This is a genomic window from Mycobacterium sp. NGS45 (assembly GCF_059812645.1).
The window spans coordinates 19,392-43,602 of record NZ_JCALDB010000028.1; the positions used below are offsets into that span (position 1 = coordinate 19,392).

The following is a 24,211-nucleotide window of genomic DNA, read 5'->3' on the forward strand; positions in this document are numbered from 1 at the left end:
CTACCCTCGCCGAACGTTCCGCTTGCCGGTGGGCCGGCCGGTCTTGCCGGTCGGGCGGCTGGGGCGCGCCCCCGGAGCCGGCTTGCTGGTCACCGCGGCCGCCTGCACGGTGTCCCGGGCGTCGTCGGCGGCGTCCGCGTCTGGGCTGCCGGCGTCGTCGGCAGCACCGGCCGAGGCCAGCCGCTCCCGGCGCTTGAGCACCCGACGGGTGTGGGTGCGCACCTTCTCGGTGCGCTCGCGCATCGACACCAGCAGCGGGGTGGCGAAGAAGATCGACGAGTAGGTACCGACGATGACGCCGACCAGCTGCACCAGGGCCAGGTCCTTGAGCGTGCCGACCCCGAGCAGCCAGACCGCGACCACGATCAAAGCGATGATCGGCAACACCGAGATGACGCTGGTGTTGATCGACCGCATGAAGGTCTGGTTGACCGCCAGGTTCGCGTGTTCGGCATAGGTGCGCCGGGTGGTGTGTTCGAAGCCGGCGGTGTTCTCCTCGACCTTGTCGAACACGATCACGGTGTCGTACAGCGAGAAGCCCAAGATGGTGAGCAAGCCGATCACGGTGGCCGGGGTGACCTCGAAGCCCACCAGCGAGTAGATCCCGGCGGTCACGATCAGGTCGAAGAACATGGTGGCCAGCGCCGCGATCGCCATGTAGCGCTCGTAGCGCAGCGTGATGTACACGGTCACGATGAGGACGAAGACCACCAGCGCCCAGATCATCTTCTCGGTGATCTGACCGCCCCAGGTTTCCGAGACCGCCGAGTCGCTGATCGCCTGCGGGCTCGGTTGCCCGTCCGCGCCGATCGGCTTGAACTGGTCGAACAGGGCACCGCGCAGCTGGTTGATCTGATCCTCGTCGAGGGCCTGCGAGCGGATCTGCACGGTGGCCGATTCGCCGCTGCCGACCAGCACCACCGACTGGGGTTCGAAGCCCAGCGCGTCGCTGAACGCGGTTTCGACCTCGGTGACCTGTTCGTTGGTGATGCTGCCCTGCGGCATCGATACCTTGGTGCCGCCCTCGAAGTCGATACCGAAGTTGAATCCGAGCAGCACCATGCTGCCCACTGCGATGGCCAGGATCGCAGCGCTGACCCCGTACCAGAGCTTGCGCCGGCCGACCACCTCGAAGGCGCCGGTACCGGTGTAGAGCCGGGTGAAGAAGCCGTGCTGCGGGACCTCGGTGGTCGCGGTGGTCGCGGTGGTCTTGGCCGCCACGTCAGTACCGCTGGACTCGGTCAACTCGGTGGCCGATCCGGTCTCGGTCTTGTTCTCGGTCACGGGCTACTTGCCTCCCGTCGAAAGCAGTGCGGCTTCACGTCGTTCCCGGGCGATCTGCTGCACCGCGCCGAGGCCGTTGAAGGCCGGCTTGGCCATCGTCGGCGACTTGGAGGCCAGGAACACCAGCGGCCAGGTGATCAGGAACACCACGACGACGTCCAGGACGGTGGTCAAGCCCAGCGTGAACGCGAAGCCCTTGACCTGGCCAACTGCCAGGAAGTACAGCACGGCCGCGGCGAGCAGGCTGACCGCGTTACCCGACAGGATGGTCTTGCGGGCGCGCGCCCAACCGCGTGGCACCGCCGAGCGGAACGATCGGCCCTCGCGGATCTCGTCCTTGATGCGTTCGAAGAACACCACGAACGAGTCGGCTGTCATACCGATACCGATGACCAGACCGGCGATACCGGACAGGTCCAGGGTGTAGCCGATGTAGCGGCCCAGCAGCACCAGCAGCGCGTAGACCATCGCACCCGAGGCCACCAGCGACACTGCCACCAGCACCCCGAGCACCCGGTAGTACAACAGCGCATAGAGCAGGGTCAGCGCCAAGCCGACGGCACCGGCGATCAAACCGGCGCGCAGCGAAGACAGGCCCAGGCTGGCCGAAACGGTCTCGGCCTCCGAGGACTCGAACGACAACGGCAGCGAACCGTACTTGAGCACGTTGGCCAGGTCCTTGGCCTCGCCCTGGGTGAACTGGCCGGTGATCTGGGTGTTGCCACCCGGAATCGGCTCGTTGATCACCGGTGCGCTGACCACCCGGGTGTCGAGTACGAACGCGGTCTGGGTCCCGACGTGGCCGGCGGTGAACTCCGACCAGATCTCCGCACCATCGCTCTTGAACTGCAGGTCGACGACGTTCTGGCCGGTCTGCTGATTCATCCCGGAGCTGGCACTGGAGATCTGCTCACCGGAGATGATCGACTTGTCCAGCAGGTACAGCGTCTGACCGTCGGTCGAGCAGGTCACCAACGGCAGGTTGGGGTCGTCGTTGCCGGCGAGCACGTCCTCCTCACCGCAGCGCTGCACCATGTACTGCAGGCCGAGCACCTGGCCGATCTCGTTGGCGTTCTGTCGCATGGTCTTTTCGAACTGGATGCGCGCGGCGCGGTCCTTGACCGGATCCGGCGGCGCGGCGTCCTCACCCGGTGCGCCGGGCGCCGGCGCGGGCGCCTCGGTTTCCGCGGGTGCGGCCGGCTCGGTGCCGTCCGGCTCCGGGGTGGGCGTGGGTGCCGGGTCTTGCGGGAACGGCCGCGGCTGCGGTGCGGGGACGACGGGCGCCTCGGCCGGCGCTTGTTCGGCCGGCGCTTGTTCGGCCGGAGCCGCCGGAGCCTCGCCCTCGGGCGCGGGTGCGGGGGCCTCGGGGGCAGCCGGCGCGGGCGCCTCCGGGGCCGCAGGTGCCCCGGGCTGGGGCTGTTGCAGGTTGGCCAGCGGGATGGCACGCAGCACCGGCCGGATGTAGAGCCGGGCGGTCTGGCCCACGCTGCGCGCGGCGCTGCCGTCGGTGCCGGGCACCGTGATCACCAGGTTGCGACCGTCGATGATCACCTCGGAACCGGACACACCGAGGCCGTCGACGCGGGAGCCGATGATCTCCTGGGCCTGGGCCAGCGCCTCCTGGGTGGGTGCGGAGCCGTCCGGGGTGCGCGCGGTCAGCGTCACGCGCGTTCCGCCCTGCAGGTCGATGCCGAGTTTCGGGCGGGCTTCCTTATCGCCGGTGAAGAACACCAGCAGGTAGGCGCCGATCAGCATGACCAAGAACAGCGTCAGGTAGCGGAACGGCCGCAGCGGGGCCGTAGGCGATGCCACGTTGTCGTGTCTCCTCGAAAATCCATCCCGGGCGTGCTTGTCGCCGCCCGCAACCGCAAACAGTACGTGTCTGACCTGGCGTTAGGTGCCGGTCACCGGTCCGAGTCGGTGGTCGCGTCGGTTCCGGTGCTCTCCACGATCTCCTCGGGCTCGTCCACGGTGGGGTCAATGCGGTCCCGAATGGCCAGTTTCATCCAGGTCGTGACGACGCCCGGGGCGATCTCCAGGTCGACGTAGTCGTCGGTGATCCCGGCGATGGTCGCCCGCAGGCCCGAGGTGGTGTGAACCTGGTCTCCGACGGTCAGCGATTCGTGCAGGTCGATGGTGGCCTGCATCTGCTTGCGCTGCTTCCGGGAGGCGAAGTACATGAAGGCGCCCATGATCAGGATCAGCGGGAGCAAAGTGACGATGGGGTCCATGACGGCCTCTTAGGTATTCGGTGTGGGTCCAGAGGGGTTTGCAATTGACCAGTGTGCCATTGCCGACTGAGTGAACCCTTGCCCGGGCAGCCGTCGGGCTGGTGGCTTCAACCTCCGGCGCGTAGCAGTTCCGCGCCGCACTGCCGGCTGGATCGAGAGCACCTCGGTGTTCGCGGTCGCCTCTGAGCGCTGGGCACACAGACTTCGCGCCGGCGGACAGGCGCAGCAGAAACCCACCTCAGCGCTACGGTTTCAGATGGTGTGCGGTGTGTTCCCACACTTCTCCAGTCAGCGTGCACGCCGCCACCTGGCCACCATGATGCGGATACGCGCAGGTCACACAGCTCACCGCGCCAAACCGAAGATTCGATGCGTTTTCATGTTGCGTCGCTACGGTTGATCTGTCATAGTTGCCGCAGTAGCCCGTAAACCGTAGCACTAAGGAGACTTCGATGAGCTGCCCCCAGATCCCGCCGTTCTGCACCAACCTCGCCGATGATGCCGATACCGATACCAAGCCGAACGAACCGGCCTTCGAGGTAACGGTGGTCAAGCACGTCGGACTGCTGCTGGCCTGGCGCCAGCGCCGCTACACCGTCCAGGGCAGCTACGCGGAGTGCGCGGCCGCCCTCGCCGAGGCACGCCGGCACAACCTGGCCCGCGGCTGGTGGAGCATTCCCTCGGCGCTGCGCTTGAACTGGAAAGCGTTGTCGGAGAACGACGCCGCCCGAAAGAACCTGGCTCGGCAAGCCGCCATCGCCTTCGGCCATCCGTCGATGTACACCGGACCGGCGGCGCTGCGACTGGTGCCGACGGGGTCATGATGGCGACCGCCGAGGACCCCAGCCCGGTCAGCTCGCCAGGCCCCAGACCAGCAAGACGATGGCGATCACCGGGAACAGACCCTGCGTCACTGCGGCGCGGCGCTTGTCCGGCGACGAGATCGCAAGCACCAGTGCCCCCGCCGCCATCGAGCCGACCCCGGCGAACAGCAACGCCGCACCACCGAACACCGACGGTAGGTTGATGGTCGATCCCGGTCCGGGATCCGCCGCTTAGACCTTACGCAACAACCACCCCGACATCCGCTCTCCCAGAAAAGGCTCGAGACCACCCATGTACCCACCCCAGGATCCGTACAACTCACCAGGCAACGGCGCGAACTACCCGGGCGCAGCGGGTGATCCCGGAGCGGCCTACGGCCCGCAGTATGGGCAGCAGCAGTACGGCCAACCGCAATACGGCCAGCAGCCCTACGGCCAGCCGGGCTACGGTGGCGCACCGTACGGCCAGCCGCCGAAGAACAAGCTGCCCTGGATTCTTGGTGGTGTCGCGGTCCTGGTCATCGCATTGGTGGCCGTGTTGGCCATCGTGCTCAGCGGTGGCGGTGACGACGATTCCTCGACCACCGCGCAGGAGACGACGTCAGCGCCGAACAAGAAGTCCACCACCGACGATTCCGGTGACGACAGCTCGTCCGACGACGGTTCCGGTGACGGAATCACTTATGAGGTAGACGGTTCGGCGAGCCGGGCGATCATCTCGTATGCGACCGATGACGACTCGAATCCCATCGAAGTGGTCACCACCGATCTGCCGTGGTCCATCACGGTTTCCCCGGAGCCCCGGATCCCGATGGTCTCGGCAGCCCCGCTGTCCTTCGGCGGCGACAGCTTGGACATCACCATGAAGATCAAGCGCGGCAGCAAGGTGATCAAGACCTGCGATTACACCGAGCCCTGCTTGGCCAGCTAGACGCTGAGCACCCCTACCAGGAAGCCGTGCCGGACCCTGCCGGCGCGGCTTCCTGCGTTTCAGACCGACCGGTGTTCGCGGGCTGGGCCCAACTACTCGAACAGCCCCTGCTGCCCCAACCCGGCCGCTTGCGGCGGCGGCGTCAACCCCAGGTGCGTCCACGCCGCAGCCGTGGCCACCCGGCCGCGCGGGGTGCGCGCCAGCATCCCGGCACGCACCAGGAACGGCTCGCACACCTCCTCGACGGTGGCGGCTTCCTCCCCCACCGCCACCGCCAACGTCGAAACCCCAACCGGGCCACCGCCGAAGCTGCGGATCAACGCCGACAGCACGGCGCGGTCGAGCCGATCGAGCCCGAGTTCGTCGACGTCGTACACCTCGAGCGCAGCCTTGGCGACGTCGCGCGTGATGGTGCCGTCGGCGCGCACCTCGGCGTAGTCACGCACCCGGCGCAGCAACCGGTTGGCGATCCGCGGCGTGCCGCGCGAGCGGCGGGCGATCTCGGCGCCGGCCTCCTTGCCCAACTCGATGCCCAGGATGCCGGCCGACCGGAACAGCACGCGTTCCAGTTCAGCGGGTTCGTAGAAGTCCATGTGTGCGGTGAACCCGAACCGGTCGCGCAGCGGCCCGGTCAGCGCACCGGACCGGGTGGTTGCGCCGACCAGGGTGAACGGCGCCACTTCGAGTGGAATCGACGTCGCCCCAGGACCTTTCCCGACGACGACGTCGACCCGGAAGTCCTCCATCGCCAGATACAGCATCTCCTCAGCGGGTCGGGCGATGCGGTGGATCTCGTCGATGAACAGCACATCGCCTTCGACCAGATTGGACAGCATCGCGGCCAGGTCCCCCGCGCGTTCCAGCGCTGGGCCGGAGGTGACCCGCAGTGACGAACCCAACTCGGCGGCGATGATCATCGCCAGCGAGGTCTTGCCCAACCCGGGCGGTCCGGACAGCAGGATGTGATCCGGTGTGCCACCGCGGTTCTTGGCACCCTCGATCACCAACTGCAACTGCTCGCGCACCCGAGGCTGGCCGATGAACTCGTCCAGTGAACGGGGCCGCAGGCTGGCGTCGACGTCGCCTTCACCGACCGTGAGCGCAGGCGAAACCTCCCGATCCTCGACTTCGTCGTCGTCCTCGAACCGGCTCACTTGGTCTTACCCAACAGATTCAGGGCGGCCCGCAGCGCGGTCGAAGTGTTGGCGTCGGCATCCGCGGCCAACACCTTGTCGGTGGCCTCTTCGGCCTGCTTGGCGCCGAAGCCCAGTCCGACAAGGGCTTCCACCACCGGACCGCGCACCGCATGCCCGTTCGGACTTGCTGATACACCGGAGGCGGCCGGTGTGGCGCCGATCTTGTCGCGCAGTTCCAGCACCAGCCGTTCGGCACTGCGCTTGCCGATGCCCGGCACTCGGGTCAGCGCGGCGATGTCGCCGTCGGCCAAGGCCTGCCGCAACGTCGGCGCGTCGTAGACCGCCAGCGTGGCCAACGCGATCTTGGGTCCCACCCCGGACACCCCGAGCAACGTGTTGAACACATCGCGCGCATCGGGATCGGCGAAGCCGTACAACGTCATCGAGTCCTCGCGCACGATCATCGCGGTGATCAACCGCGCCTCGTCGCCGCGACGCAACGTGGCCAGCGTCGCCGGAGTGGTCAGCACCTTATAGCCGATACCTGCGGCCTCGATCACCGCGTGGTCCAACGCGATGTCGAGCACTTCGCCGCGCACCGAGGAGATCATGTGCGGGCCTTCGCTTTCGCCTTCAGGGTGGCCTGGTACTTGCGCCGCTGTTCGGCGGCCAGGGCTTCGGCGGCGGCCATCCGGGCGATCATCGGCGCGCGCCAGCAGTGACAGATGGCCAACGCCAGTGCGTCGGCGGCGTCGGCGGGCGTGGGCTTCTGCTGCAACTCGAGGATCTTGGTGACCATTGTGGTGACCTGAGCCTTGTCGGCGCGACCGTTGCCGGTGACCGCGGCCTTGACCTCGCTGGGCGTGTGGAAGTGCACGTCGATGTCGCGGCGCGCGGCCGCCAGCGCGATCACGCCGCCGGCCTGTGCGGTGCCCATCGCAGTGTTGGCGTTCTGGTTGGAGAACACCCGCTCGATCGCGATCACGTCCGGGACGTGGGTGTCCAGCCAGTGCTCGACGGTGTCGCTGATCGTCAGCAGGCGCTTGGCCAGCGGCTGGTCGGCCGGGGTACGCACCACGTCGACGTCCAGCGCGATGACCTGCCGGCCGCGGCCGCTTTCGATCATCGAGAGTCCACAGCGGGTCAACCCGGGGTCGACGCCCATCACACGCACAGCCAGCCCTTCCGGTTACGAACAGCTGTTCGATACCTTAGCCGTGGATGACGACAATCCGCGGTAGGGACACGCCTGCACCGGCAGGTTCAGCCGGCCGCCAGCAGTTCGTCGATCTGGTTGATCGCGGCGGTGGACCCCTCCACCACGCCCATGTCGAGGACCTGCTGCAAACCTTCTGCCGAGTCGAAGACCGAGACGTAGGTCGCCAGGGTCTTCCCGCCGGCTTCCACGAAGGAATAGCTGCAGGTCGAAACCGGCATGGCCGCAACGGGATTGAAGTCCTCGTCGGCGAAGCCGTCCCGGAACGAAAAGCCGTGGGGTTCGTCGACTTCGATGAGTTCCCAGTAGCCGGGGAACTTCTGGCCGTCCGGCCCGGTCATGTAGTAGGTGACCCGGCCACCGGGGTTGAAGTCGTGCTCGACGACGGTCGCCGGGTATTCCGGCGGCCCCCAGACCTTCTCGAGTTGGCGCGGGTCGGCGTAGACCTGCCAGATCCGGGTCCGCGGCGCGGCGAATTCCGCAGTGATGGTCAGGGTCAGGGTGTCGATGTCGTGGGTGACGCTGGTGACGGGCATGGCTCAGGCCTCCGGGGTGGTTTTCTCGGTTTCCAGCAGTTCGTCGATCCGTGCGATCCGCCCCCGCCACACCGACTCGAACTCGGTCAGCATCGACGAGACCGCACGTACCGCTTCGACGTCACCGCTTGCCAATTGCTCACGGCCACTGCGCCTCTTGACGATCAGGCCAGCCCGTTCAAGCACGGTGACGTGCTTTTGCACCGCGGCGAAACTCATGTCGTAGTTCGCCGCCAGCGCCGAGACCGAATGCTCGCCGGCCAACACCCGGCGCAGAATGTCCCGTCGGGTGCGATCCGACAGCGCGTGGAACAGGGCGTCGGCCCGGTCCTCGGCTGCATCGGCCACACCTACAACATACAACCAATCGGTTGTATGTTGTCAGGACCCTGCGCCGGATTACTCCTCGTCGAGTTGCGCGGCGACGTCGTCGGGGATGTCGATGTTGGTGTAGACGTCCTGCACGTCGTCGCTGTCCTCGAGCGCGTCGATCAGCTTGAGCACCTTGCGGGCGCCTTCGAGGTCCACCGGAACGGTCACCGACGGCTGGAAGCTGGCCTCGGCCGAGTCGTAGTCGATGCCGGCCTCCTGCAGCGCGGTGCGCACCGCCACCAGGTCAGTGGGCTCGGAGATGATCTCGAAGGAATCACCGAGGTCGTTGACCTCTTCGGCGCCAGCGTCGAGCACCGCGGTCAGCACGTCGTCCTCGCTCAACTCGCCCTTGTCCAGGGTCACCACACCCTTGCGGGTGAACAGGTAGGCCACCGAGCCCGGGTCGGCCATGTTGCCGCCGTTGCGGGTCATCGCCACCCGCACCTCACCGGCGGCCCGGTTGCGGTTGTCGGTCAGGCACTCGATCAGCACCGCCACCCCGTTGGGGCCGTAGCCCTCGTAGGTGATGTTCTGCCAGTCGGCACCGCCGGCCTCTTCGCCGCCGCCGCGCTTGCGGGCCCGCTCGATGTTGTCGTTGGGCACCGAGGACTTCTTGGCCTTCTGGATGGCGTCGTACAGCGTCGGGTTGCCGGCCGGGTCACCGCCACCGACACGCGCTGCGACCTCGATGTTCTTGATCAGCTTGGCGAACATCTTGCCGCGCTTGGCATCGATGACGGCCTTCTTGTGCTTGGTGGTGGCCCACTTGGAATGGCCGCTCATGCAGGTATGCCCCTTTTCCGGTTAACTCCGGCCCATCAGTTTACGTTGCCGGCCCGACCGCGCTCGATACGACGTCTACAACGCCCGCAGCAAGACGAACCTCGTGCCCACCGAGGCGGCGCACAGCACCGGCCATTCCCAGATGTGCCATTGCCGCCAGCGTCCGATCGCCATGCCGATCGGGGCCACGACCACGATCGCCAGCGTCAGCAGCACCCAAACGACCAAGGTGCGGCCCGCCGCTATCCGGTGAGAACCGCCGGCACCGGCGTCAGCGCCACCACGCGATAGCTGATCCCAGCCGGCCAGGACACATAGCCCTGCAGATGCAGTTGGATCCAGGTCGGACGTCCCGACGGGTCGTCGGCGAAGACGGCCGAGGCATTGATGATGGCGCCCGCAGCGTCACCACCGCCTTGCAGCGCGGTTGAGACGGACAGGATCGGCTCCCCCAACGCCGAGCGCTCGTAGGGCAGGCTGTCCGGCAGGAAGTACGACACGTCAAACCCGGGCATCACGATGCCGCGCGGCGCACTGGCCGATCGGCCCATCGTCAGACCTCGGATCTCGGGCTTGCCGTTCAGCCACACCGTCCCGCTGTACTCGGTGCGCCGACGTTGCTCACCGTCTGGTGTCGCCACGAGGGTGTCGATCCGCGGCTGCGGTTGCACCTCGAGCGTCGTCATGGGATGTCTCTACCACCGGATCGCCCTGCTGTCTCGGCGATCACCCCTGCTTCCGGGCGGGCACCCAGATGCATCTACAAATAGTGAGGATGCAGCTGCACGCTCGCGAGGATGGAGAGTGCAGAGGATTTACCTGCACGCGACGTCTGAAAGGGGCGCCATGGATCAGGACACCTACGACAAGGGCATGGCGATCCGTACCGCCGTGTTGGGCGAAAACTACGTCGCCCAGGCCGCCGGCAACGCCGACGCCTTCTCCAAGCCGCTGCAGGATCTGGTCACCGAGTACTGCTGGGGCGCCGTGTGGGGTCGAGACGGCCTGGAACTCAAGACCCGCAGCATGCTGAACCTGGCGATGATCGCGGTCTTGAACCGGCCACACGAGCTGAGCACCCACATTCGCGGAGCACTCAACAACGGCGTCACCCGCGACGAGATCTGCGAGGTGTTCCTGCAGGTCGGCATCTACGCCGGCATCCCGGCCGCGGTCGACAGCTTCCGGTTGGCCCGCGCGGTGTTCGCCGAACTCGACGCCGACGACTCGAGCGAGGCCAGCTCGTGAAACCCGAGATCGGCTTCATCGGCCTGGGCAACATGGGCCGGCCGATCATGAACCGGCTGCTGGCCGCCGGCTTCCCGGTGATCACGTTCGACGTGCGCGACGAGGTCTTGGCCCAGGCGGTGGCGCTGGGCGCCCAGGCCGCGGAGTCGGTGCGCGACGTCGCCGACCGGGCCGAGACCGTGCTGGCCAGCCTGCCTACCCCGCAGGTCTCCGAGGCCGTGGTCGCCGAGGTGGCGACCGGGTCCAAGGTGCAGCGTTTCGTGGATCTCTCGACGGTGGGCGGCCAAGCCGCCCAACGCAATCACGCCGTGCTGGCAGCCGGTGGCATTGCTGCCCTGGACAGCCCGGTCAGCGGTGGCGTGCACGGCGCCGAGGCCGGCACCCTGGCCGTGATGGTGTCCGGCCCGCGCAGCGAGTTCGATTCGCTGGCACCGGTTTTCGATGTGATCGGCCGCGCGATCTTCGTCTCCGAGCAGCCCGGTGCCGGCCAGACCATGAAGCTGATCAACAACTTGATGGCCGCCACCACCTTGGCAGCCACCTCCGAGGTGATGGTGATGGGCGTCAAAGCCGGATTGGACGCCGACGTGATGATCGACGTGCTCAACGCCGGTTCTGGTGGCACACACGCCAGTCGGGACAAATTTCCCCGTGCGGTGCTCCCCCGCAGCTTCGACTACGGCTTCGCCACCGGGCTGATGGCCAAGGACGTCCGGCTGTACCTCGACGAGGCGAAAACCCTTGGCCTGCCGAGCGACATGGCCGAGACCGTGCATCAGATCTGGGCGCACACACTCGAAGCCGAAGGCCCGGAATCCGACTTCACCTCGGTGATCAAGCCAATGGAGCAGGCCGCCGGCGTGATCGTCGAAGGCCGACCGACCGCAACCGCAGGAGACACCCCGTGACCAATCCGACCGCCGCACAGCTCGTCGCTGAAACCGACTTGACCGGGCAGACCCATGTGATCACCGGGGCCTCGTCTGGTTTGGGCCGCGAATCGGCACGCGCCCTGGCCTCGGCCGGGGCGCACGTCGTGCTGACCGCGCGCAACGCCGACGCGCTCGCGCGGACCCGGGCGGCCATCGAGGCCGAAACACCGGGTGCCCGGTTGTCTTCGGTGCTCCTCGACCTCACGGCACTGGGCAGCATCAGCACCGCTGCAGCCCAGATCGCCGAGGTCGCCCCGACCATCAACGTCCTGATGAACAACGCCGGGGTGATGTTCACGCCGTTCGGCCGCACCGCCGACGGCTTCGAAATGCAGTTCGGCACCAATCATCTCGGCCACTTCGCGCTGACCGAGCTGCTCCGGGCCCAGCTGGCCGAGGGCGCCCGGATCATCAACCTGTCCTCTGAGGGCCATCGGATCGCCGACGTCGATCTGGACGACCCGAACTGGCAGCGCCGCGACTACGACAAGTTCGCCGCCTACGGCGCCGCCAAGACCGCGAACATCCTGCATGCCGTCGAGCTCAACCGACAGCTGGGCGGCCGCGGCATCCGGACGTTCGCGGTGCACCCGGGCGTGGTGGGCACCAACCTGGCTCGGCACATGACCCGCGAGGACTTCGCCGACCTCGGCGCGCGGGCCGCCGGCGCGTCCTTCGAGGTGCTGACCCCCGAGCAGGGTGCGGCCACCCAGGTGTGGGCAGCGATCAGCACCGAGCTCGCCGACACCGCCGGGGTGTATCTGTCCGACTGCGCGGTGCGTACCGATGTCGAGTCCTACGCCGTCGATCCGGAGCGGGCCGAAAGGCTGTGGCAGATATCGGAATCCCTGTGCGGCATCTCGTCGTCATGACCCGAGCTTGAAAGGGCAGGACCCGCAGGCGAAGTGGCTTCCGGGCAGCTACCCGTCGGCGTCTCAGGCTGACGCGTGGTCGGTCACGCGCCGCGCCGTGACATCGGGCAGATGCCGCTGGGCCAGCTCGTAATCGCCGTCGTCGTGCAATACCGTCAGCCCCGCTGCGGCAGCCGTGCCACAGACCATCAGATCGACCACCGACAGGGCCCGCGCCGCGCCGACCCCGGCGAGCCGATGCTGTGCTGATTCGATCCACCGCCAGATCGACTTCGGCACTGCCACCTCGGGGTAGAGACCGGTGAACATCTGGTTCATCTGGTCGATCTCATCGACATTGCGGGCAGACCGGCGGAACTCGGCGCGCTGCGGTTCGCACGATCCGACAGCACCACTGGCGATGACCGGGTCCCACTGCCCGGTGAGCTCTGGATGCCGTTGGAGCCGCCAAACCGCAGAGGAATCGACCAGGAAGTGGATCACTTGCCGACGGCCTTCTCGTCTTCCCGTGCTGCGATCCAACCCTGATGGTCCCAGTTCCGCGCCTGCTCACGGCTACGAGCGAGTGCCTCCACCCGGCGAAAGCGGGCCACGTAATCGCGCATCGCGAGGTTCACCGCCTCCTTCTTGGTGTGCACGCCGGCAAGACGCATGACCTCAGCAAGCGTCTCGTCATCGAGATCGATTTGAGTAACGGTCACGTGCCCTCCAGTATTGGCTATGTACATAGATACTGTATGTCATCAACATCGTGGTGCTCCCGCATTCCGGCGGGGACAGCGGCTACCGATCGAACTACAGCGAGTCGACGAACAATTGGTGGATGCGTCGGTCCCCGGTCACCTCGGGGTGAAACGCCGTGGCGATGACTCGGCCCTGCCGGACCGCCACCGGATGTCCGGCCGCACTCGCCAGCACTTCGACGTCCGGGCCGACCCGCTCCACCCACGGCGCCCGGATGAACACCGCGTGCACCGGTGAATCCAGCCCAACGAAGTCGAGGTCGCCTTCGAAGGAGTCCACCTGGCGGCCGAACGCGTTGCGCCGCACGGTCATGTCGATGGCCGCAAGCGGTTCGGCACGCCGTCCCTCGGCACCGGCATCGAGGATCTCGGTGGCCAGCAGGATCATCCCGGCGCACGAGCCGTAGGCCGGCATGCCGTCGGCCAACCGGGCGCGCAGCGGTTCGAGCAGGTCGAAAACCCGCAGCAGGTGGCTGATCGCGGTCGATTCACCGCCCGGGATCACCAGACCGTCGACGGATTCGAGTTCGCTGGCTCGGCGTACCGTGATCGCGTCGGCGCCGGCCGCGCGCAGCGCCGCGAGATGCTCCCGGGTATCGCCTTGCAGCGCGAGCACCCCGATCCGGGGCGCGCTCACCGACTGGACTCGGGTCGGTCCGCCTCGCGGTAACCGCGTTGGTAGCGGGTCAGGCCTTCCTGCATGACCGCGGCGACCATCTCGCCGTACCGGTTGAAGATCTTGCCCTGGGTGAGCGCTCGGCCGCCGCACGCCGACGGCGAGGACTGGTCGTACAGCAGCCACTCGTCGGCCCGGAACGCCCGCATGAACCACATCGCGTGGTCCAGCGAGGCCACCATCAGGTGCTTGCGCTCCTCGATGTGATTGACCTGCGCCGAACCCAGCAGCGTGAGATCGCTCATGTAGGCCAGCGCGCAGATGTGCAGCACCGGGTCGTCGGGCAGCGGATCCCGGTGCCGGAACCAAACCTGTTGCTGGGACGCCTTACCCGGGGTGCGTTCCAGCCGGTCCCGCGGCACGATCCGCACGTCCCACTCGTCGAACTGGGCGAACCCGGCGTCGTCGAAGGCCCCGCCGGAGCGGAACCCGGGCAGGTCATCGGGCGGCGGGGCCATCGGCACCGCGTCTTGATGCTCGATGCCGGTCTGGTCGGTCTGGAACGACGCCGACATGCTGAAGATCGTCTGTCCGTGCTGGATCGCGCTGACCCGACGGGTGCAGAACGAGCCGCCGTCGCGGATCCGCTCGACGAAGTACACCGACGGCGCGCGCGCGTCACCGGGCCGCAGGAAGTAGCCGTGCAGCGAATGCACGGCGAAGCCCGGGTCGACCGTGCGCACCGCGGAGACCAGCGACTGGCCGGCCACATGCCCACCGAAGGTGCGCTGCAAAAAACCGGAATCGGGGCTGAACACGCCGCCGCGGTAGATGTTCACCTCGAGTTGTTCGAGGTCGAGGATCTCTTCGATTGCCACTTGTCGGGACGGTCCTGCGGGTCTACCAGCCGCGCTCGGCCAGGCGGTGCGGCTGCGCGATGTCCTCGACGTTGATACCGACCATGGGCTCGCCCAGACCGCGCGACACCTTGGCCAGCACGTCGGGGTCGTCGTAGAAGGTGGTGGCCTTCACGATCGCTGCGGCCCGGGCGGCCGGGTCACCGGACTTGAAGATGCCGGAGCCGACGAAGACCCCCTCGGCGCCGAGCTGCATCATCATCGCCGCATCGGCCGGGGTGGCGATACCGCCCGCGGTGAACAGCGTCACCGGCAGCTTGCCGGCCCGGGCCACCTCGGCGACCAGCTCGTAAGGCGCCTGCAATTCCTTTGCCGCAACATACAATTCGTCCGTCGACAGCGAAGACAGTCGACGGATCTCGCCGCCGATCTGACGCATATGGGTGGTGGCGTTGGACACATCACCGGTGCCGGCTTCCCCCTTGGAACGAATCATGGCCGCGCCCTCGGTGATCCGGCGCAGCGCCTCACCAAGGTTGGTTGCACCGCAGACGAACGGCACCGTGAAGCGCCACTTGTCGATGTGGTGGGTGTAGTCGGCCGGGGTGAGTACCTCGGATTCGTCGATGTAGTCGACGCCGAGACTTTGCAGGATCTGCGCCTCGACGAAGTGCCCGATCCGCACCTTGGCCATCACCGGGATGGTGACCGCGGCAATGATGCCCTCGATCATGTCGGGATCGCTCATCCGCGACACCCCGCCCTGGGCCCGGATGTCGGCCGGCACCCGCTCCAGCGCCATCACGGCGACCGCGCCGGCGGCTTCGGCGATCCGGGCCTGCTCGGGGGTGACGACGTCCATGATGACGCCGCCCTTGAGCATCTCGGCCATGCCTCGCTTGACGCGGGCGGTGCCGGTCTGACCGCTGGGGGCCGTCCCATTGTTGCCAGCGGTCTGACCTTCTCGCCTGTCCACGGCTACCTCTCCTTTGGCTGTTCTGGCCACCAGTCTAAGGGGGGCCGACAAATCGGATTCCTCACCGGATGACCTGCGGGGCTGCAACGGGTCCGACAGCGTGGGCTGCACTTTCCAGCAACTCGCCAAGCTGTAACGGGTACACCGTCTCACCCGCGGCCGCCAGGGCCGCGATTTGAGCCGCATCACACCATCGGTGACCGTGAATGTAGCGACGCTCCAATTCGGTGCGGCCGACATCGGTGGGCTCGAATCGGTGGGTGCGCACCACGAAGAAGAACTCCTGGCTGTTGAGCACCGAGCCGTTGAAGTCGATCACCGCATCGCGGCGCCAGATCGGTCCGACCACCTGCTCCGGCGGCACCCGCAGGCCGGTCTCCTCGGCCAGTTCCCGCACCGCGGCCTGGACCAGCGGCTCCCCGTCGAGCAGCTGCCCGCCGACGGTGAACCAGAAACGACCCGCGCTGCCGTCGGTAATCGCCGGGTCGGAGCCGCAGAACAGCAGCACCGCGCCGGTCTCGTCGAGCAAAACCACCCGAGCCGAGGTGCGCACCTCGGGTTCGGCGCCCGAGGGCGCCGCCGTCGACGGCGCGTCGGGGACCCGCTCGGCGATCTCGAAGTAGGTCGGCATCGGCGCATGCCCACCGAGCCGCAGCAACCGAACCAGCGGGCGTTCCCGCAGCGCCAGGGTGTCGCGGACGGCGTCGTTGTGGAAGCGGCGGGCCAACAGCACGCGGGCCTCGGCGTCGGCGAGTTCGGCAACCAGCGCGGCCGGCAGCGTGCTGACCTCGACCACGGCCAATCCGGCCGACAACTCGTTCTCCCGGGTTTCGCGGGCAGCACGCGGCGCCCGTTCGGCCGCACCGGCCAACGCGATCAGGCGTTTGCCCTCGGCACCGTCACCGTAGGCGTCGAGAGCCACCGCGCGCGCCACCACGGCCCGGCGGGCCAGCGCCCCGTCGAGCGCCTGCCAGGACAGGTCGTAGCGGACGTGCAGGCGGTCCAGACGGTTCGCGGTCTGGAATGCCCACATCACGGTCAGGGCGAACGCCAACACCAACACCGCGGCAACGGTGATCAGCACCCAGGTCATCAGCGGCTACCCCGAGGCGCCGCACCGCGCTCGGCGGCACCCGCCACCGTCACCTTGCTGCCGGCGCCGGCCACGGTTTCGTAGACCCGCAAGATCTGCTCGGCCACCACCGACCAGTCGTACCGGCCGACGACCTGGTCGGCGGCATCGAGCAACGCGGCACGCACCGCGTCATCGTCGAGCACCTCGATCAACGCGGCCGCCAGCGCGGCCGAGTCCCCGATCGGGACCAACCGACCGGCCCGGCCGTCGTCCAGCACCCGGCGGAAGGCGTGCAGTTCACTGGCCACCACCGCGGTGCCGGCCGCCATCGCCTCCACCAGCACGATGCCGAAGCTCTCGCCGCCGGTGTGCGGTGCGCAGTACACGTCGGCGCTGCGAAATGCCGAGGCCTTCTCGACGTCGTCGACCTGTCCCAGAAATCGCAGATGAGAAGCCAATTCCCCAGCCGTTTCCCGCAATTCGGCCTCATCGCCGCGACCGACGATCAGGATTTCGACCTCGGGGAAACGGTCCACCAGAGCGGGCAACGCCCCCAGCAGCACCGACATGCCCTTACGGGGTTCGTCGTAGCGGCCGAGGAACAGCACCGACTTGCCGGGCCGCGGGTAGCCGGGTAGCAGTGGCGCCTTCGCGATCGCGGAAACGTCCACCCCGTTGGGGATTTCGACGGCATCGGAGCCCAGCGCCTCCATCTGCCAGCGGCGGGCCAGGTCAGACACCGCGATCCGGCCGATGATCTTCTCGTGGAACGGCCGCAGGATGCCCTGAAAGACGCTGAGCGTCAACGACTTCGTCGTCGAGGTGTGAAAGGTCGCCACGATCGGACCCTCGGCGGCCTGCAGCGCAAGCATGGACAGGCTCGGCGCGTTCGGCTCATGCAGGTGCAGCACGTCGAAATCGCCTTCGGCGAGCCACTTCTTGACCTTGCGGTGGGTGGCGGGGCCGAACCGCAGCCGCGCCACCGAGCCGTTGTACGGGATCGGGACGGCCCTACCGCCGGACACCACGTAGTCGGGCAGCTCGACATCCGGCGAAGCCGGCGCCAGCACGCTGACCTCATGGCCCAGTCCGCGCATCACCTCGGCGAGTTGCAGCACGTGCGATTGCACGCCACCGGGGACGTCGAACGAATACGGGCAGACCATGCCGATGCGCATGTCTACCCCTCGGCCAGCCTCGCGCGGCGCCCCTCGGACAAATCGGCCAGCCACTGCGGCTGCAGCATGTGCCAGTCGGCGGGGTGGGCCGCGATTCCGAGGGCGAAGACGTCGGCCAGGTCCTGGATGATCGCGGTGACGTCACCGGAGCTGGTGTCCACGGCCGGGTAGACATGCACGACGCAGTCGTCGCCGTCGTAGTAGATGTGTGCCGGGTGCAGCGGCGAACCGGTGGCGATGGCCAACTTGGCCGGACCGGACGGCATCCGGGTCGGTTCACCGAAGAAATCTACCTGCACCCCGCTGCGGGTCAGGTCCCGGTCGGCCATCAAGCAGACGAACCGATTCTGCTCCAGACGTTCGGCGAGCACTTCGAACGGTGGGCGCGGCCCACCCGACAACGGCAACACCTCGAAGCCGAGGCTTTCCCGGTACTCCAGGAAACGGCGGTACAGCGATTCTGGTTTGAGTCGCTCCGCGACGGTGGTGAAGGTGCCGTAGGTCTGCGCCAGCCACACCCCGGCCAAATCCCAGTTCCCGCTGTGCGGCAGCGCCAGCACGGCGCCGCGACCGGCGGCCTGCGCGGCGGCGAAGTGCTCGGCACCGATGAACCGTTCGTCCATCCGCCGGGCCACCGCAGCCAGGTCCATCGACGGCAGCCGGAAGGCCTCCCGCCAGTACCGCGCATATGACGACAGCGAGTCACGAATCAGCGCATCGGGGACCTGCTTGGGCGGCACACCCAGCACCCGGGCCAGGTTGCGGCGCAGCTGATCCGGTCCACCACCGCGCGCGGCGTACAACGCGCCGGCCTCGAAGGCGTTGCGCGCGGCGAATTCCGGCAGCGCGCGCACCATCCGCCAACCGGTGGCGTAACCCCAGTCCGAGAGGTGCCCGGCGAACGGCATCTGCACACCGCGGACCTTGGGCAGACCGGGCAGACCGGTGGAGGGCGTGGACAAAATCAGGCCTCGCTCGAGTCAGGGCTGGAATCGGAGTCGTCCGGCGCGGTTTCGGCAGTGGGTGTTCCAGGATTGGGCGCACCGTCTTGGCGCAGTTCCTCGATGGCGCCCTCGGAGGTACGCACCGAATGCAGGCGCTGGGCCAGGGTGATCAGGCTGGCGACCGCCAGTACCCACATCGCCACCACCAGCACCCAGGGCAGCGGGAAGCCGGGTAGATCGGACAGGCCGGCGCCGACCAGCACGATGATCAGTCGCTCGGGCCGTTCGATGAACCCGCCGTCACCGCGCAGCCCGTTGGCCTCGGCGCGCGCCTTGACGTACGAAATCACCTGCGAGGTAACCAAACAGATCATGGTCGCCACGGCCAGTGAGGTGTCCTGCAGACCGAACGCGGCCCACCACAGCAGTCCGCAGAACACCGCACCGTCGCTGATCCGGTCACACGTGGCGTCGAGCACCCCGCCGAATCGGGTGCCGTAGCCGCGTTCTCGGGCCATCGCGCCGTCGAGCATGTCGGCCAGCACGAAGAACCACACCGCCAGCCAGCCCCAGAACAGCTGGCCGATCGGGAACAGCGTCAACGCGGCCAGCACCGACCCGGCGGTGCCGATGATGGTGATGCCGTCCGGGGTGAACCCGGCGCGCAGCGCGGTCCGGGCCACCGGCCTGCTGAGTTTGGTGTAGGCCGCGCGGGTCATCAGGTAGAAATCGCTCACGGTTGGCGGTTCCACTCCGAGGCCAGCAGGACGCGGGTGTCCCGTAGCAGTTGCGGCACCACCTTGGCACCGCCGATCACGGTGATGAAGTTCGCGTCACCGCTCCAGCGCGGAACGATGTGCATGTGCAGGTGCTCGGCCAGCGAACCACCGGCCGAGCGGCCCAGGTTCAGTCCGACGTTGAAGCCGTCCGGGCGCGACACACTCTTCATCACCCGGATCGCCTTCTGCGTGAACGCCATCAACTCGGCGCCCTCGTCGCTGGTGAGGTCCTCGAGTTCGGCGACCCGGCGATACGGCACCACCATCAGGTGGCCGGGGTTGTACGGGTAGAGGTTGAGCACGGCGTAGACCAGTTCACCGCGGGCCACCACCAAGCCGTCCTCGTCGGACATCTGCGGGATGTCGGTGAACGGCTGCTTGCTACCGGCGGAGCTTTTCGGCTCGCCGAGTTCGCCGGCGTCCTGGCCCTTGACCGCGCCGATGATGTAGCTCATCCGGTGCGGCGTCCACAGCCGCTGCAGGTGATCCGGTGCGCCGACGCCGGTGTCCACCAACTCCTCCGGATCCTGGCTCACGACGCGCTCCCCGCCTCGGGTACGTCGAGCAACTCGGCGGTCGGCACCTCGTTGCGGCGCGCCTCGATCCAGCCGCGGATCGCGGCCACCGCGAGATCGCGGGGCACACCGTTGATCTGAGTGCGGTCCCCGAACCGGAAGGAGACGGCGCCTTCTTCCATGTCCCGGTCGCCGGCGAGCAGCATGAACGGCACGCGCATGTTGGTCTGGTTGACGATCTTCTTGGCCATCCGGTCGTCGCTGGAATCCACCTCGGCCCGGATGCCATGCGAACCCAGCTGGGCCACAACGTCGTCCAGGTAGGCCACGTGCGCCTCGGCGACCGGGATGCCGACCACCTGCACCGGAGCCAACCAGGCCGGGAACGCGCCGCCGTAGTGCTCGGTCAGCACGCCGAAGAACCGCTCGATCGACCCGAACAGCGCTCGGTGGATCAGCACCGGCCGCTGCCGGGTGCCGTCGGCCGCGGTGTATTCCAGTTCGAACCGGTCCGGCATGTTGAAGTCCAGCTGGATGGTCGACATCTGCCAGCTGCGGCCCAGCGCGTCCTTGACCTGCACCGAGATCTTCGGTCCGTAGAACGCCGCGCCGCCGGGATCGGGCACCAACTCCAGCCCGGACGCTTCGGCCACCTCGCGCAGCGTCGCGGTGGCTTCGTCCCACACCTCGTCGGCGCCGACGTACTTGTCCGGGTCCTTGGTGGACAACTCGAGGAAGAAGTCGTCGAGCCCGTAGTCGGAGAGCAGGTCGAGCACGAACTGCAGCAGCGAGGCCAACTCGTCGCGCATCTGCTCGCGCGTGGTGTAGATGTGCGCGTCGTCTTGGGTCATGCCGCGCACCCGGGTCAAACCGTGCACCACACCGGACTTCTCGTAGCGGTACACCGAGCCGAATTCGAAGAGCCGCAACGGCAATTCGCGGTAGGACCGGCCGCGGGCCCGGTAGATCAGGTGGTGCATCGGGCAGTTCATCGGCTTGAGGTAGTAGTTCTGCCCGGGCTTGCGCAGCGTGCCGTCGGCGTCGTACTCGGCGTCGATGTGCATCGGCGGGTACATGCCGTCGGCGTACCACTCCAGGTGCCCCGAGGTGACGTAGAGATGTTCCTTGGTGATGTGCGGGGTGTTGACGAACTCGTAGCCGGCCTCTTGGTGCTTACGGCGCGAATAGTCCTCGAGTTCCTTGCGCACGATGCCACCGCGGGGGTGAAACACCGGCAACCCGGAGCCGAGCTCGTCGGGGAAGCTGAACAGGTCCAACTCGACACCCAGCTTGCGGTGATCCCGGCGCTGGGCCTCCTCGATCAGTTCGAGGTGGCGGTCCAGGGCCTCCTGCGACTCCCAGGCGGTGCCGTAGACGCGCTGCAGGCTGGCGTTGTTCTGGTCGCCGCGCCAGTAGGCCGCCGAGGATCGGGTGAGCCGGAACGCCGGGATGTGGCGGGTGGTCGGGATGTGCGGGCCGCGGCACAGGTCACCCCAAACCCGTTCCTGGGTACGGGGATTGAGGTTGTCGTAGGCGGTCAGCTCGTCGCCGCCCACCTCCATCACATCCGGGTCACCGGACTTGTCATCGACCAGTTCGAGCTTGTAGGGCTCGCTCGCCAATTCGGCGCGGGCTTGGTCTTTGGATTCGTAGACCCGCCGGGAGAACAGCTGGCCGTCCTTGATGATCTTGCGCATCCGCTTTTCCAGCGCGGCCAGATCGTCGGGGGTGAACGGCTCGGCGACGTCGAAGTCGTAGTAGAAGCCGTCGGTGATCGGTGGGCCGATGCCCAGTTTGGCTTCCGGGAACATGTCCTGCACCGCCTGCGCCAGCACGTGCGCCGCCGAGTGCCGGATGACGCTGCGGCCGGCCTCGGAGTTGGCCGGCACCGGCGTCACCTCGACGTCGGTGTCGGGTACCCAGCTCAGATCGCGGAGGTTGCCGTCCGCGTCGGCGACGACGACGACGGCGTCCGGTTCGCCCCGGCCAGGCAGTCCGGCTTCGCGCACGGCCGCGCCCGCGGTGGTGCCGGCCGGAACCCGGATCGGGGTTGCCGGGGCGTGGGGTGCGGGCGCGCTCATCGGGGAATCTCCACTCGTCAGTCGGTCTGGCTGGCCGCGACCATGTTATCGGGACGCGCTGGACGACCTGCAGTCATGACCCGATGCCCAGCGGGCTGCGCAACCACGGCCAATCGAGTCCGATCAGGGCGGCGCCCCAGCCGATGGCGCCCAGCAACCACATGGTCGCGACCACCACGGCCGTGGTGAACAGCGCGCCGAGGATCTTGATCCAGAGTCCCTGCAGCCAAAACCAGGACATGAAGGCGTCGTAGCGCTGCCGGACGAAGCCCAGCAGCCGACGGGCCCAGTCGAACTCCGAGGCCAGGATGCCCAGACCGACGAACACGATGGCCCAGCCCGGGCCCGGGTACGGGATGGTGATGATCCCGACGGTCAGCACCAGGATGCCGACCACGCCGACCACACTGCGGTACACCAGGTTGGCGGTGGGACGCTCGCGCAGACCGTCGCGCCAGCGCGCCCAGCGGCGCAGTGCCTTCGACTTCACGGCTGTCCCGGTTTGAGCCGGACGAACAGGGCGTTCGCCTCGGCCAGCAGCGCGTCGCCGTCGTCCGGGTCGGTCAGTCGACCCTCGACGAAGATCTTGCGGCCTTCGTCGCTGCGCAGCCAGGCCTGCACCTGCAGGTCCTTGTTTATCGGGACGATCTTGCGGTAGTCGATGTGCAGATACGCGGTGCGCTGATGCATGCCGCCGGTGAGCACCGCGGCCGAGAAGCCCAGCAGCGAATCGAACAGCAACCCGAGGGTGCCGCCGTGCGCAGCGCCGTTGCGGCCCAGGTAGAAGGTGGTGAAGCGAACCGTGCCGGCCACCCGGTCGTCACCGACCCGGTGCAGGTCGGCCGGCACGCCCAGCACGCTGCCCCGGTTGGGCAGGTCGAACCGGCGCCCGGTCGGCGTGGTCCATTCGTCGCCGTCGTGCGGGGCCAGCAGCGCCGACAGCTTCTCGAGCAGGTCGGCGGCTTCGGTGATCACCTCATCGGGCGCATCCAGCGTGCGGGCGCGGTTCTGCAGGTCCCGCACCCCGGCGATGAACCGGCCGTAGTCCGGACCGCCCTTGGTGGTCGGCTCGGGAATGTTGAAGCCGCCGCCGGAATGCAGTGTCTGCTCGCCCACACCGCACACCGTATATCGTGCGGTTTCGGTGCCGACACGGGCGCTTCAGCACCCCCGGGCGCACCGAAATCACATAGATTGCCCGATGTGGGCGGCAAACCGTCTTTTCGCCGGGCACGGTCGGTGTTCTCGGCCGAGATCGCGGCGATCCGCAAACACGACCCCGAAGTCGACGCCGCCGAGATCGCCGGCTTCACCTTGCCGCTGCTGATCCGGGCCATCGCCGTCGTCGCGGTGGGGGTGGTGCCGCTGCTGGTGGTGCGCAACGGGGCCGCGCAGAACGCCGAGCTGATCCCGGTGCTCGCCTCGTTCGCGTTGGTGCTGATCTGCGCGGCCGTGGTGTCCTGGTTGCTGTCGGTGATCCTGTCCGGTTTCGTGGTGATGATCCTCTACCAAACCCGGCCGTCGGCGTCCTCGAAGCTGGTCATGCGCACCCTGACCAACTCGTTCCTGCGGATCGACGACGTCACCTCGGCCGTGATGCTGCTCGCCCTGCTGGCCGGGTTGGTGTCGCTGGCGTTCGGGCTGCCCACCCGCGCCGGTGACGAAGAGGCGAACTCGGTGCTCGATGATCTGTTGGCCGCTCAGATCGGCGTGTTCGTGGTGGCTCTCGGGTTCATCTTCATCGCCGAATCGATCCGCAGCGCCGCCGATGTGGTCGATGACCAGTCGCTGCTGCTGGCCTGGCCGTGGGCGCTGCTGATCGCGTCGGCGAGTTGGGTGCTGGCCACCGCCGCCGGCCCGTTCGAGGCGACCCGGATGCTGACCATCCTGCTGCACGAATGGCTACCGGCCCAGGTCAACGGGGTGCCAAGCAGCCAGGTGATCGCCGAGTTGGTGCCGCCCGCGGCGCGCTGGTGGGTGGCGTTCGGACCGCTGCCGGTGATCGCCGGGATCTGGGCGTATCAGGCCTGGCGGTTGGACGGGTTCACCCATGTGCGGGCGTTCCTCGAGGACGACGCGAGT

The 24,211-nt window shown here is 67.7% G+C and carries 29 protein-coding genes and 2 pseudogenes; 6 read left to right on the forward strand and 25 right to left on the reverse strand.

Annotation, left to right across the window (positions count from 1 at the left end):
• The 3 genes from secF to yajC all read right to left on the reverse strand — a co-directional run bounded on the left by secF (position 1) and on the right by yajC (position 3,515).
• A complete protein-coding gene (secF, locus tag AC5Y3P_RS20275; RefSeq protein ID WP_500047735.1) occupies positions 1 to 1,284 on the reverse strand; it encodes a protein translocase subunit SecF in 1,284 nt (427 codons plus the stop codon).
• A gap of 3 nt (positions 1,285 to 1,287) precedes the next feature.
• A complete protein-coding gene (gene secD / locus AC5Y3P_RS20280) occupies positions 1,288 to 3,096 on the reverse strand; it encodes a protein translocase subunit SecD (RefSeq protein ID WP_500047736.1) in 1,809 nt (602 codons plus the stop codon).
• Between the two features lie 92 nt (positions 3,097 to 3,188).
• Positions 3,189 to 3,515 carry a preprotein translocase subunit YajC gene (gene yajC / locus AC5Y3P_RS20285; protein WP_500047737.1) on the reverse strand — a complete coding sequence of 109 codons (327 nt, stop codon included), beginning with the start codon at positions 3,513 to 3,515 and terminating at the stop codon, positions 3,189 to 3,191.
• Between the two features lie 452 nt (positions 3,516 to 3,967).
• On the opposite strand from yajC, the gene AC5Y3P_RS20290 reads away from it, so the two are divergent.
• Positions 3,968 to 4,339 carry a hypothetical protein gene (locus AC5Y3P_RS20290; protein WP_500047738.1) on the forward strand — a complete coding sequence of 124 codons (372 nt, stop codon included), beginning with the start codon at positions 3,968 to 3,970 and terminating at the stop codon, positions 4,337 to 4,339.
• Between the two features lie 27 nt (positions 4,340 to 4,366).
• On the opposite strand, the pseudogene AC5Y3P_RS20295 reads toward AC5Y3P_RS20290, so the two are convergent.
• A pseudogene (locus tag AC5Y3P_RS20295) lies at positions 4,367 to 4,519 on the reverse strand (DUF1304 domain-containing protein); the annotation flags it as partial.
• A 112-nt stretch (positions 4,520 to 4,631) separates the two neighbouring features.
• On the opposite strand from AC5Y3P_RS20295, the gene AC5Y3P_RS20300 reads away from it, so the two are divergent.
• Complete coding sequence (locus AC5Y3P_RS20300) at positions 4,632 to 5,270, forward strand: MmpS family transport accessory protein (RefSeq protein WP_500047739.1); 639 nt, start codon at positions 4,632 to 4,634, stop codon at positions 5,268 to 5,270.
• A gap of 92 nt (positions 5,271 to 5,362) precedes the next feature.
• On the opposite strand, the gene ruvB is transcribed toward AC5Y3P_RS20300, so the two are convergent.
• From ruvB to AC5Y3P_RS20340, 8 genes are all read right to left on the reverse strand, one after another.
• On the reverse strand, positions 5,363 to 6,424 hold the full coding sequence (ruvB, locus tag AC5Y3P_RS20305) for a Holliday junction branch migration DNA helicase RuvB (RefSeq protein ID WP_500047740.1): 1,062 nt from the start codon (positions 6,422 to 6,424) through the stop codon (positions 5,363 to 5,365).
• Entirely contained in the window at positions 6,421 to 7,017 is a 597-nt protein-coding gene (gene ruvA / locus AC5Y3P_RS20310; RefSeq protein ID WP_500047741.1) for a Holliday junction branch migration protein RuvA, read from the reverse strand. The genes ruvB and ruvA overlap by 4 nt, the downstream gene beginning before the upstream one ends.
• Positions 7,014 to 7,580, reverse strand: coding sequence for a crossover junction endodeoxyribonuclease RuvC (gene ruvC / locus AC5Y3P_RS20315; RefSeq protein WP_500047742.1), 567 nt, complete (start codon positions 7,578 to 7,580; stop codon positions 7,014 to 7,016). Before ruvC ends, ruvA begins: the two co-directional genes overlap by 4 nt.
• Before the next feature lie 89 nt (positions 7,581 to 7,669).
• The gene (locus AC5Y3P_RS20320) at positions 7,670 to 8,158 is read right to left on the reverse strand and encodes an SRPBCC family protein (protein WP_500047743.1); all 489 of its coding nucleotides are present in this window, start codon (positions 8,156 to 8,158) and stop codon (positions 7,670 to 7,672) included.
• A gap of 3 nt (positions 8,159 to 8,161) precedes the next feature.
• Positions 8,162 to 8,506, reverse strand: coding sequence for an ArsR/SmtB family transcription factor (locus tag AC5Y3P_RS20325; protein ID WP_500047744.1), 345 nt, complete (start codon positions 8,504 to 8,506; stop codon positions 8,162 to 8,164).
• Positions 8,507 to 8,557: 51 nt separating this feature from the next.
• The gene (locus tag AC5Y3P_RS20330; protein WP_500047745.1) at positions 8,558 to 9,313 is read right to left on the reverse strand and encodes a YebC/PmpR family DNA-binding transcriptional regulator; all 756 of its coding nucleotides are present in this window, start codon (positions 9,311 to 9,313) and stop codon (positions 8,558 to 8,560) included.
• A gap of 75 nt (positions 9,314 to 9,388) precedes the next feature.
• Entirely contained in the window at positions 9,389 to 9,529 is a 141-nt protein-coding gene (locus tag AC5Y3P_RS20335; RefSeq protein ID WP_500047746.1) for a hypothetical protein, read from the reverse strand.
• Between the two features lie 26 nt (positions 9,530 to 9,555).
• The gene (locus AC5Y3P_RS20340; protein WP_500047747.1) at positions 9,556 to 9,999 is read right to left on the reverse strand and encodes a hypothetical protein; all 444 of its coding nucleotides are present in this window, start codon (positions 9,997 to 9,999) and stop codon (positions 9,556 to 9,558) included.
• Positions 10,000 to 10,159: 160 nt separating this feature from the next.
• Here AC5Y3P_RS20340 and AC5Y3P_RS20345 point away from each other — a divergent pair, with 160 nt between their 5' ends.
• Genes AC5Y3P_RS20345 through AC5Y3P_RS20355 form a run of 3 tightly spaced genes read left to right on the forward strand, consistent with a single transcriptional unit; the run spans position 10,160 to position 12,365 of the window.
• Positions 10,160 to 10,561 carry a carboxymuconolactone decarboxylase family protein gene (locus tag AC5Y3P_RS20345; RefSeq protein ID WP_500047748.1) on the forward strand — a complete coding sequence of 134 codons (402 nt, stop codon included), beginning with the start codon at positions 10,160 to 10,162 and terminating at the stop codon, positions 10,559 to 10,561.
• Positions 10,558 to 11,469 carry an NAD(P)-dependent oxidoreductase gene (locus AC5Y3P_RS20350; RefSeq protein ID WP_500047749.1) on the forward strand — a complete coding sequence of 304 codons (912 nt, stop codon included), beginning with the start codon at positions 10,558 to 10,560 and terminating at the stop codon, positions 11,467 to 11,469. The genes AC5Y3P_RS20345 and AC5Y3P_RS20350 overlap by 4 nt, the downstream gene beginning before the upstream one ends.
• Positions 11,466 to 12,365 (forward strand): SDR family NAD(P)-dependent oxidoreductase, encoded by a 900-nt coding sequence (locus AC5Y3P_RS20355; RefSeq protein WP_500047750.1) that lies wholly within the window; start codon positions 11,466 to 11,468, stop codon positions 12,363 to 12,365. Before AC5Y3P_RS20350 ends, AC5Y3P_RS20355 begins: the two co-directional genes overlap by 4 nt.
• A gap of 63 nt (positions 12,366 to 12,428) precedes the next feature.
• Here the strand turns inward: AC5Y3P_RS20355 and AC5Y3P_RS20360 are convergent, their stop codons facing one another.
• The 13 genes and pseudogenes from AC5Y3P_RS20360 to AC5Y3P_RS20420 all read right to left on the reverse strand — a co-directional run bounded on the left by AC5Y3P_RS20360 (position 12,429) and on the right by AC5Y3P_RS20420 (position 23,245).
• A complete protein-coding gene (locus AC5Y3P_RS20360; RefSeq protein WP_500047751.1) occupies positions 12,429 to 12,848 on the reverse strand; it encodes a PIN domain-containing protein in 420 nt (139 codons plus the stop codon).
• Between the two features lie 65 nt (positions 12,849 to 12,913).
• Positions 12,914 to 13,066, reverse strand: a pseudogene (locus tag AC5Y3P_RS20365) (type II toxin-antitoxin system VapB family antitoxin); the annotation flags it as partial.
• 94 nt (positions 13,067 to 13,160) lie between these two features.
• On the reverse strand, positions 13,161 to 13,745 hold the full coding sequence (pdxT, locus tag AC5Y3P_RS20370; protein WP_500047752.1) for a pyridoxal 5'-phosphate synthase glutaminase subunit PdxT: 585 nt from the start codon (positions 13,743 to 13,745) through the stop codon (positions 13,161 to 13,163).
• The gene (gene tesB, locus AC5Y3P_RS20375; RefSeq protein ID WP_500047753.1) at positions 13,742 to 14,602 is read right to left on the reverse strand and encodes an acyl-CoA thioesterase II; all 861 of its coding nucleotides are present in this window, start codon (positions 14,600 to 14,602) and stop codon (positions 13,742 to 13,744) included. The genes pdxT and tesB overlap by 4 nt, the downstream gene beginning before the upstream one ends.
• A gap of 22 nt (positions 14,603 to 14,624) precedes the next feature.
• Positions 14,625 to 15,557 carry a pyridoxal 5'-phosphate synthase lyase subunit PdxS gene (pdxS, locus tag AC5Y3P_RS20380; protein ID WP_500047754.1) on the reverse strand — a complete coding sequence of 311 codons (933 nt, stop codon included), beginning with the start codon at positions 15,555 to 15,557 and terminating at the stop codon, positions 14,625 to 14,627.
• A gap of 61 nt (positions 15,558 to 15,618) precedes the next feature.
• Positions 15,619 to 16,650, reverse strand: a complete 1,032-nt coding sequence (locus AC5Y3P_RS20385; protein ID WP_500047755.1) for an NUDIX hydrolase — start codon at positions 16,648 to 16,650, stop codon at positions 15,619 to 15,621.
• Positions 16,650 to 17,810 (reverse strand): glycosyltransferase family 4 protein, encoded by a 1,161-nt coding sequence (locus tag AC5Y3P_RS20390; RefSeq protein WP_500047756.1) that lies wholly within the window; start codon positions 17,808 to 17,810, stop codon positions 16,650 to 16,652. Before AC5Y3P_RS20390 ends, AC5Y3P_RS20385 begins: the two co-directional genes overlap by 1 nt.
• Before the next feature lie 2 nt (positions 17,811 to 17,812).
• Positions 17,813 to 18,718, reverse strand: a complete 906-nt coding sequence (locus AC5Y3P_RS20395) for a phosphatidylinositol mannoside acyltransferase (RefSeq protein ID WP_500047763.1) — start codon at positions 18,716 to 18,718, stop codon at positions 17,813 to 17,815.
• A gap of 56 nt (positions 18,719 to 18,774) precedes the next feature.
• Positions 18,775 to 19,491, reverse strand: a complete 717-nt coding sequence (gene pgsA / locus AC5Y3P_RS20400) for a phosphatidylinositol phosphate synthase (RefSeq protein WP_500047757.1) — start codon at positions 19,489 to 19,491, stop codon at positions 18,775 to 18,777.
• Positions 19,488 to 20,069 carry an ATP adenylyltransferase gene (locus tag AC5Y3P_RS20405; protein ID WP_500047758.1) on the reverse strand — a complete coding sequence of 194 codons (582 nt, stop codon included), beginning with the start codon at positions 20,067 to 20,069 and terminating at the stop codon, positions 19,488 to 19,490. The genes pgsA and AC5Y3P_RS20405 overlap by 4 nt, the downstream gene beginning before the upstream one ends.
• A complete protein-coding gene (thrS, locus tag AC5Y3P_RS20410) occupies positions 20,066 to 22,129 on the reverse strand; it encodes a threonine--tRNA ligase (protein WP_500047759.1) in 2,064 nt (687 codons plus the stop codon). The genes AC5Y3P_RS20405 and thrS overlap by 4 nt, the downstream gene beginning before the upstream one ends.
• 73 nt (positions 22,130 to 22,202) lie before the next feature.
• The gene (locus AC5Y3P_RS20415) at positions 22,203 to 22,619 is read right to left on the reverse strand and encodes a TIGR02611 family protein (RefSeq protein ID WP_500047760.1); all 417 of its coding nucleotides are present in this window, start codon (positions 22,617 to 22,619) and stop codon (positions 22,203 to 22,205) included.
• Positions 22,616 to 23,245 (reverse strand): PaaI family thioesterase, encoded by a 630-nt coding sequence (locus AC5Y3P_RS20420; protein WP_500047761.1) that lies wholly within the window; start codon positions 23,243 to 23,245, stop codon positions 22,616 to 22,618. The genes AC5Y3P_RS20415 and AC5Y3P_RS20420 overlap by 4 nt, the downstream gene beginning before the upstream one ends.
• A gap of 87 nt (positions 23,246 to 23,332) precedes the next feature.
• Here AC5Y3P_RS20420 and AC5Y3P_RS20425 point away from each other — a divergent pair.
• Positions 23,333 to 24,211: hypothetical protein (locus AC5Y3P_RS20425; RefSeq protein WP_500047762.1), on the forward strand; the 879-nt coding region annotated here is incomplete at its 3' end.

Coding starts and splice junctions, on each gene's coding strand:
- yajC (WP_500047737.1), bottom strand. CDS start 3,515: ATGGACCCCATCGTCACTTTGCTCCCGCTGATCCTGATCATGGGCGCC.
- AC5Y3P_RS20290 (WP_500047738.1), top strand. CDS start 3,968: ATGAGCTGCCCCCAGATCCCGCCGTTCTGCACCAACCTCGCCGATGAT.
- AC5Y3P_RS20300 (WP_500047739.1), top strand. CDS start 4,632: ATGTACCCACCCCAGGATCCGTACAACTCACCAGGCAACGGCGCGAAC.
- ruvA (WP_500047741.1), bottom strand. CDS start 7,017: ATGATCTCCTCGGTGCGCGGCGAAGTGCTCGACATCGCGTTGGACCAC.
- AC5Y3P_RS20320 (WP_500047743.1), bottom strand. CDS start 8,158: ATGCCCGTCACCAGCGTCACCCACGACATCGACACCCTGACCCTGACC.
- AC5Y3P_RS20330 (WP_500047745.1), bottom strand. CDS start 9,313: ATGAGCGGCCATTCCAAGTGGGCCACCACCAAGCACAAGAAGGCCGTC.
- AC5Y3P_RS20340 (WP_500047747.1), bottom strand. CDS start 9,999: ATGACGACGCTCGAGGTGCAACCGCAGCCGCGGATCGACACCCTCGTG.
- AC5Y3P_RS20345 (WP_500047748.1), top strand. CDS start 10,160: ATGGATCAGGACACCTACGACAAGGGCATGGCGATCCGTACCGCCGTG.
- AC5Y3P_RS20385 (WP_500047755.1), bottom strand. CDS start 16,650: ATGACCTGGGTGCTGATCACCGTTGCCGCGGTGTTGGTGTTGGCGTTC.
- AC5Y3P_RS20390 (WP_500047756.1), bottom strand. CDS start 17,810: ATGCGCATCGGCATGGTCTGCCCGTATTCGTTCGACGTCCCCGGTGGC.
- AC5Y3P_RS20395 (WP_500047763.1), bottom strand. CDS start 18,718: ATGCCGTTCGCCGGGCACCTCTCGGACTGGGGTTACGCCACCGGTTGG.
- thrS (WP_500047759.1), bottom strand. CDS start 22,129: ATGAGCGCGCCCGCACCCCACGCCCCGGCAACCCCGATCCGGGTTCCG.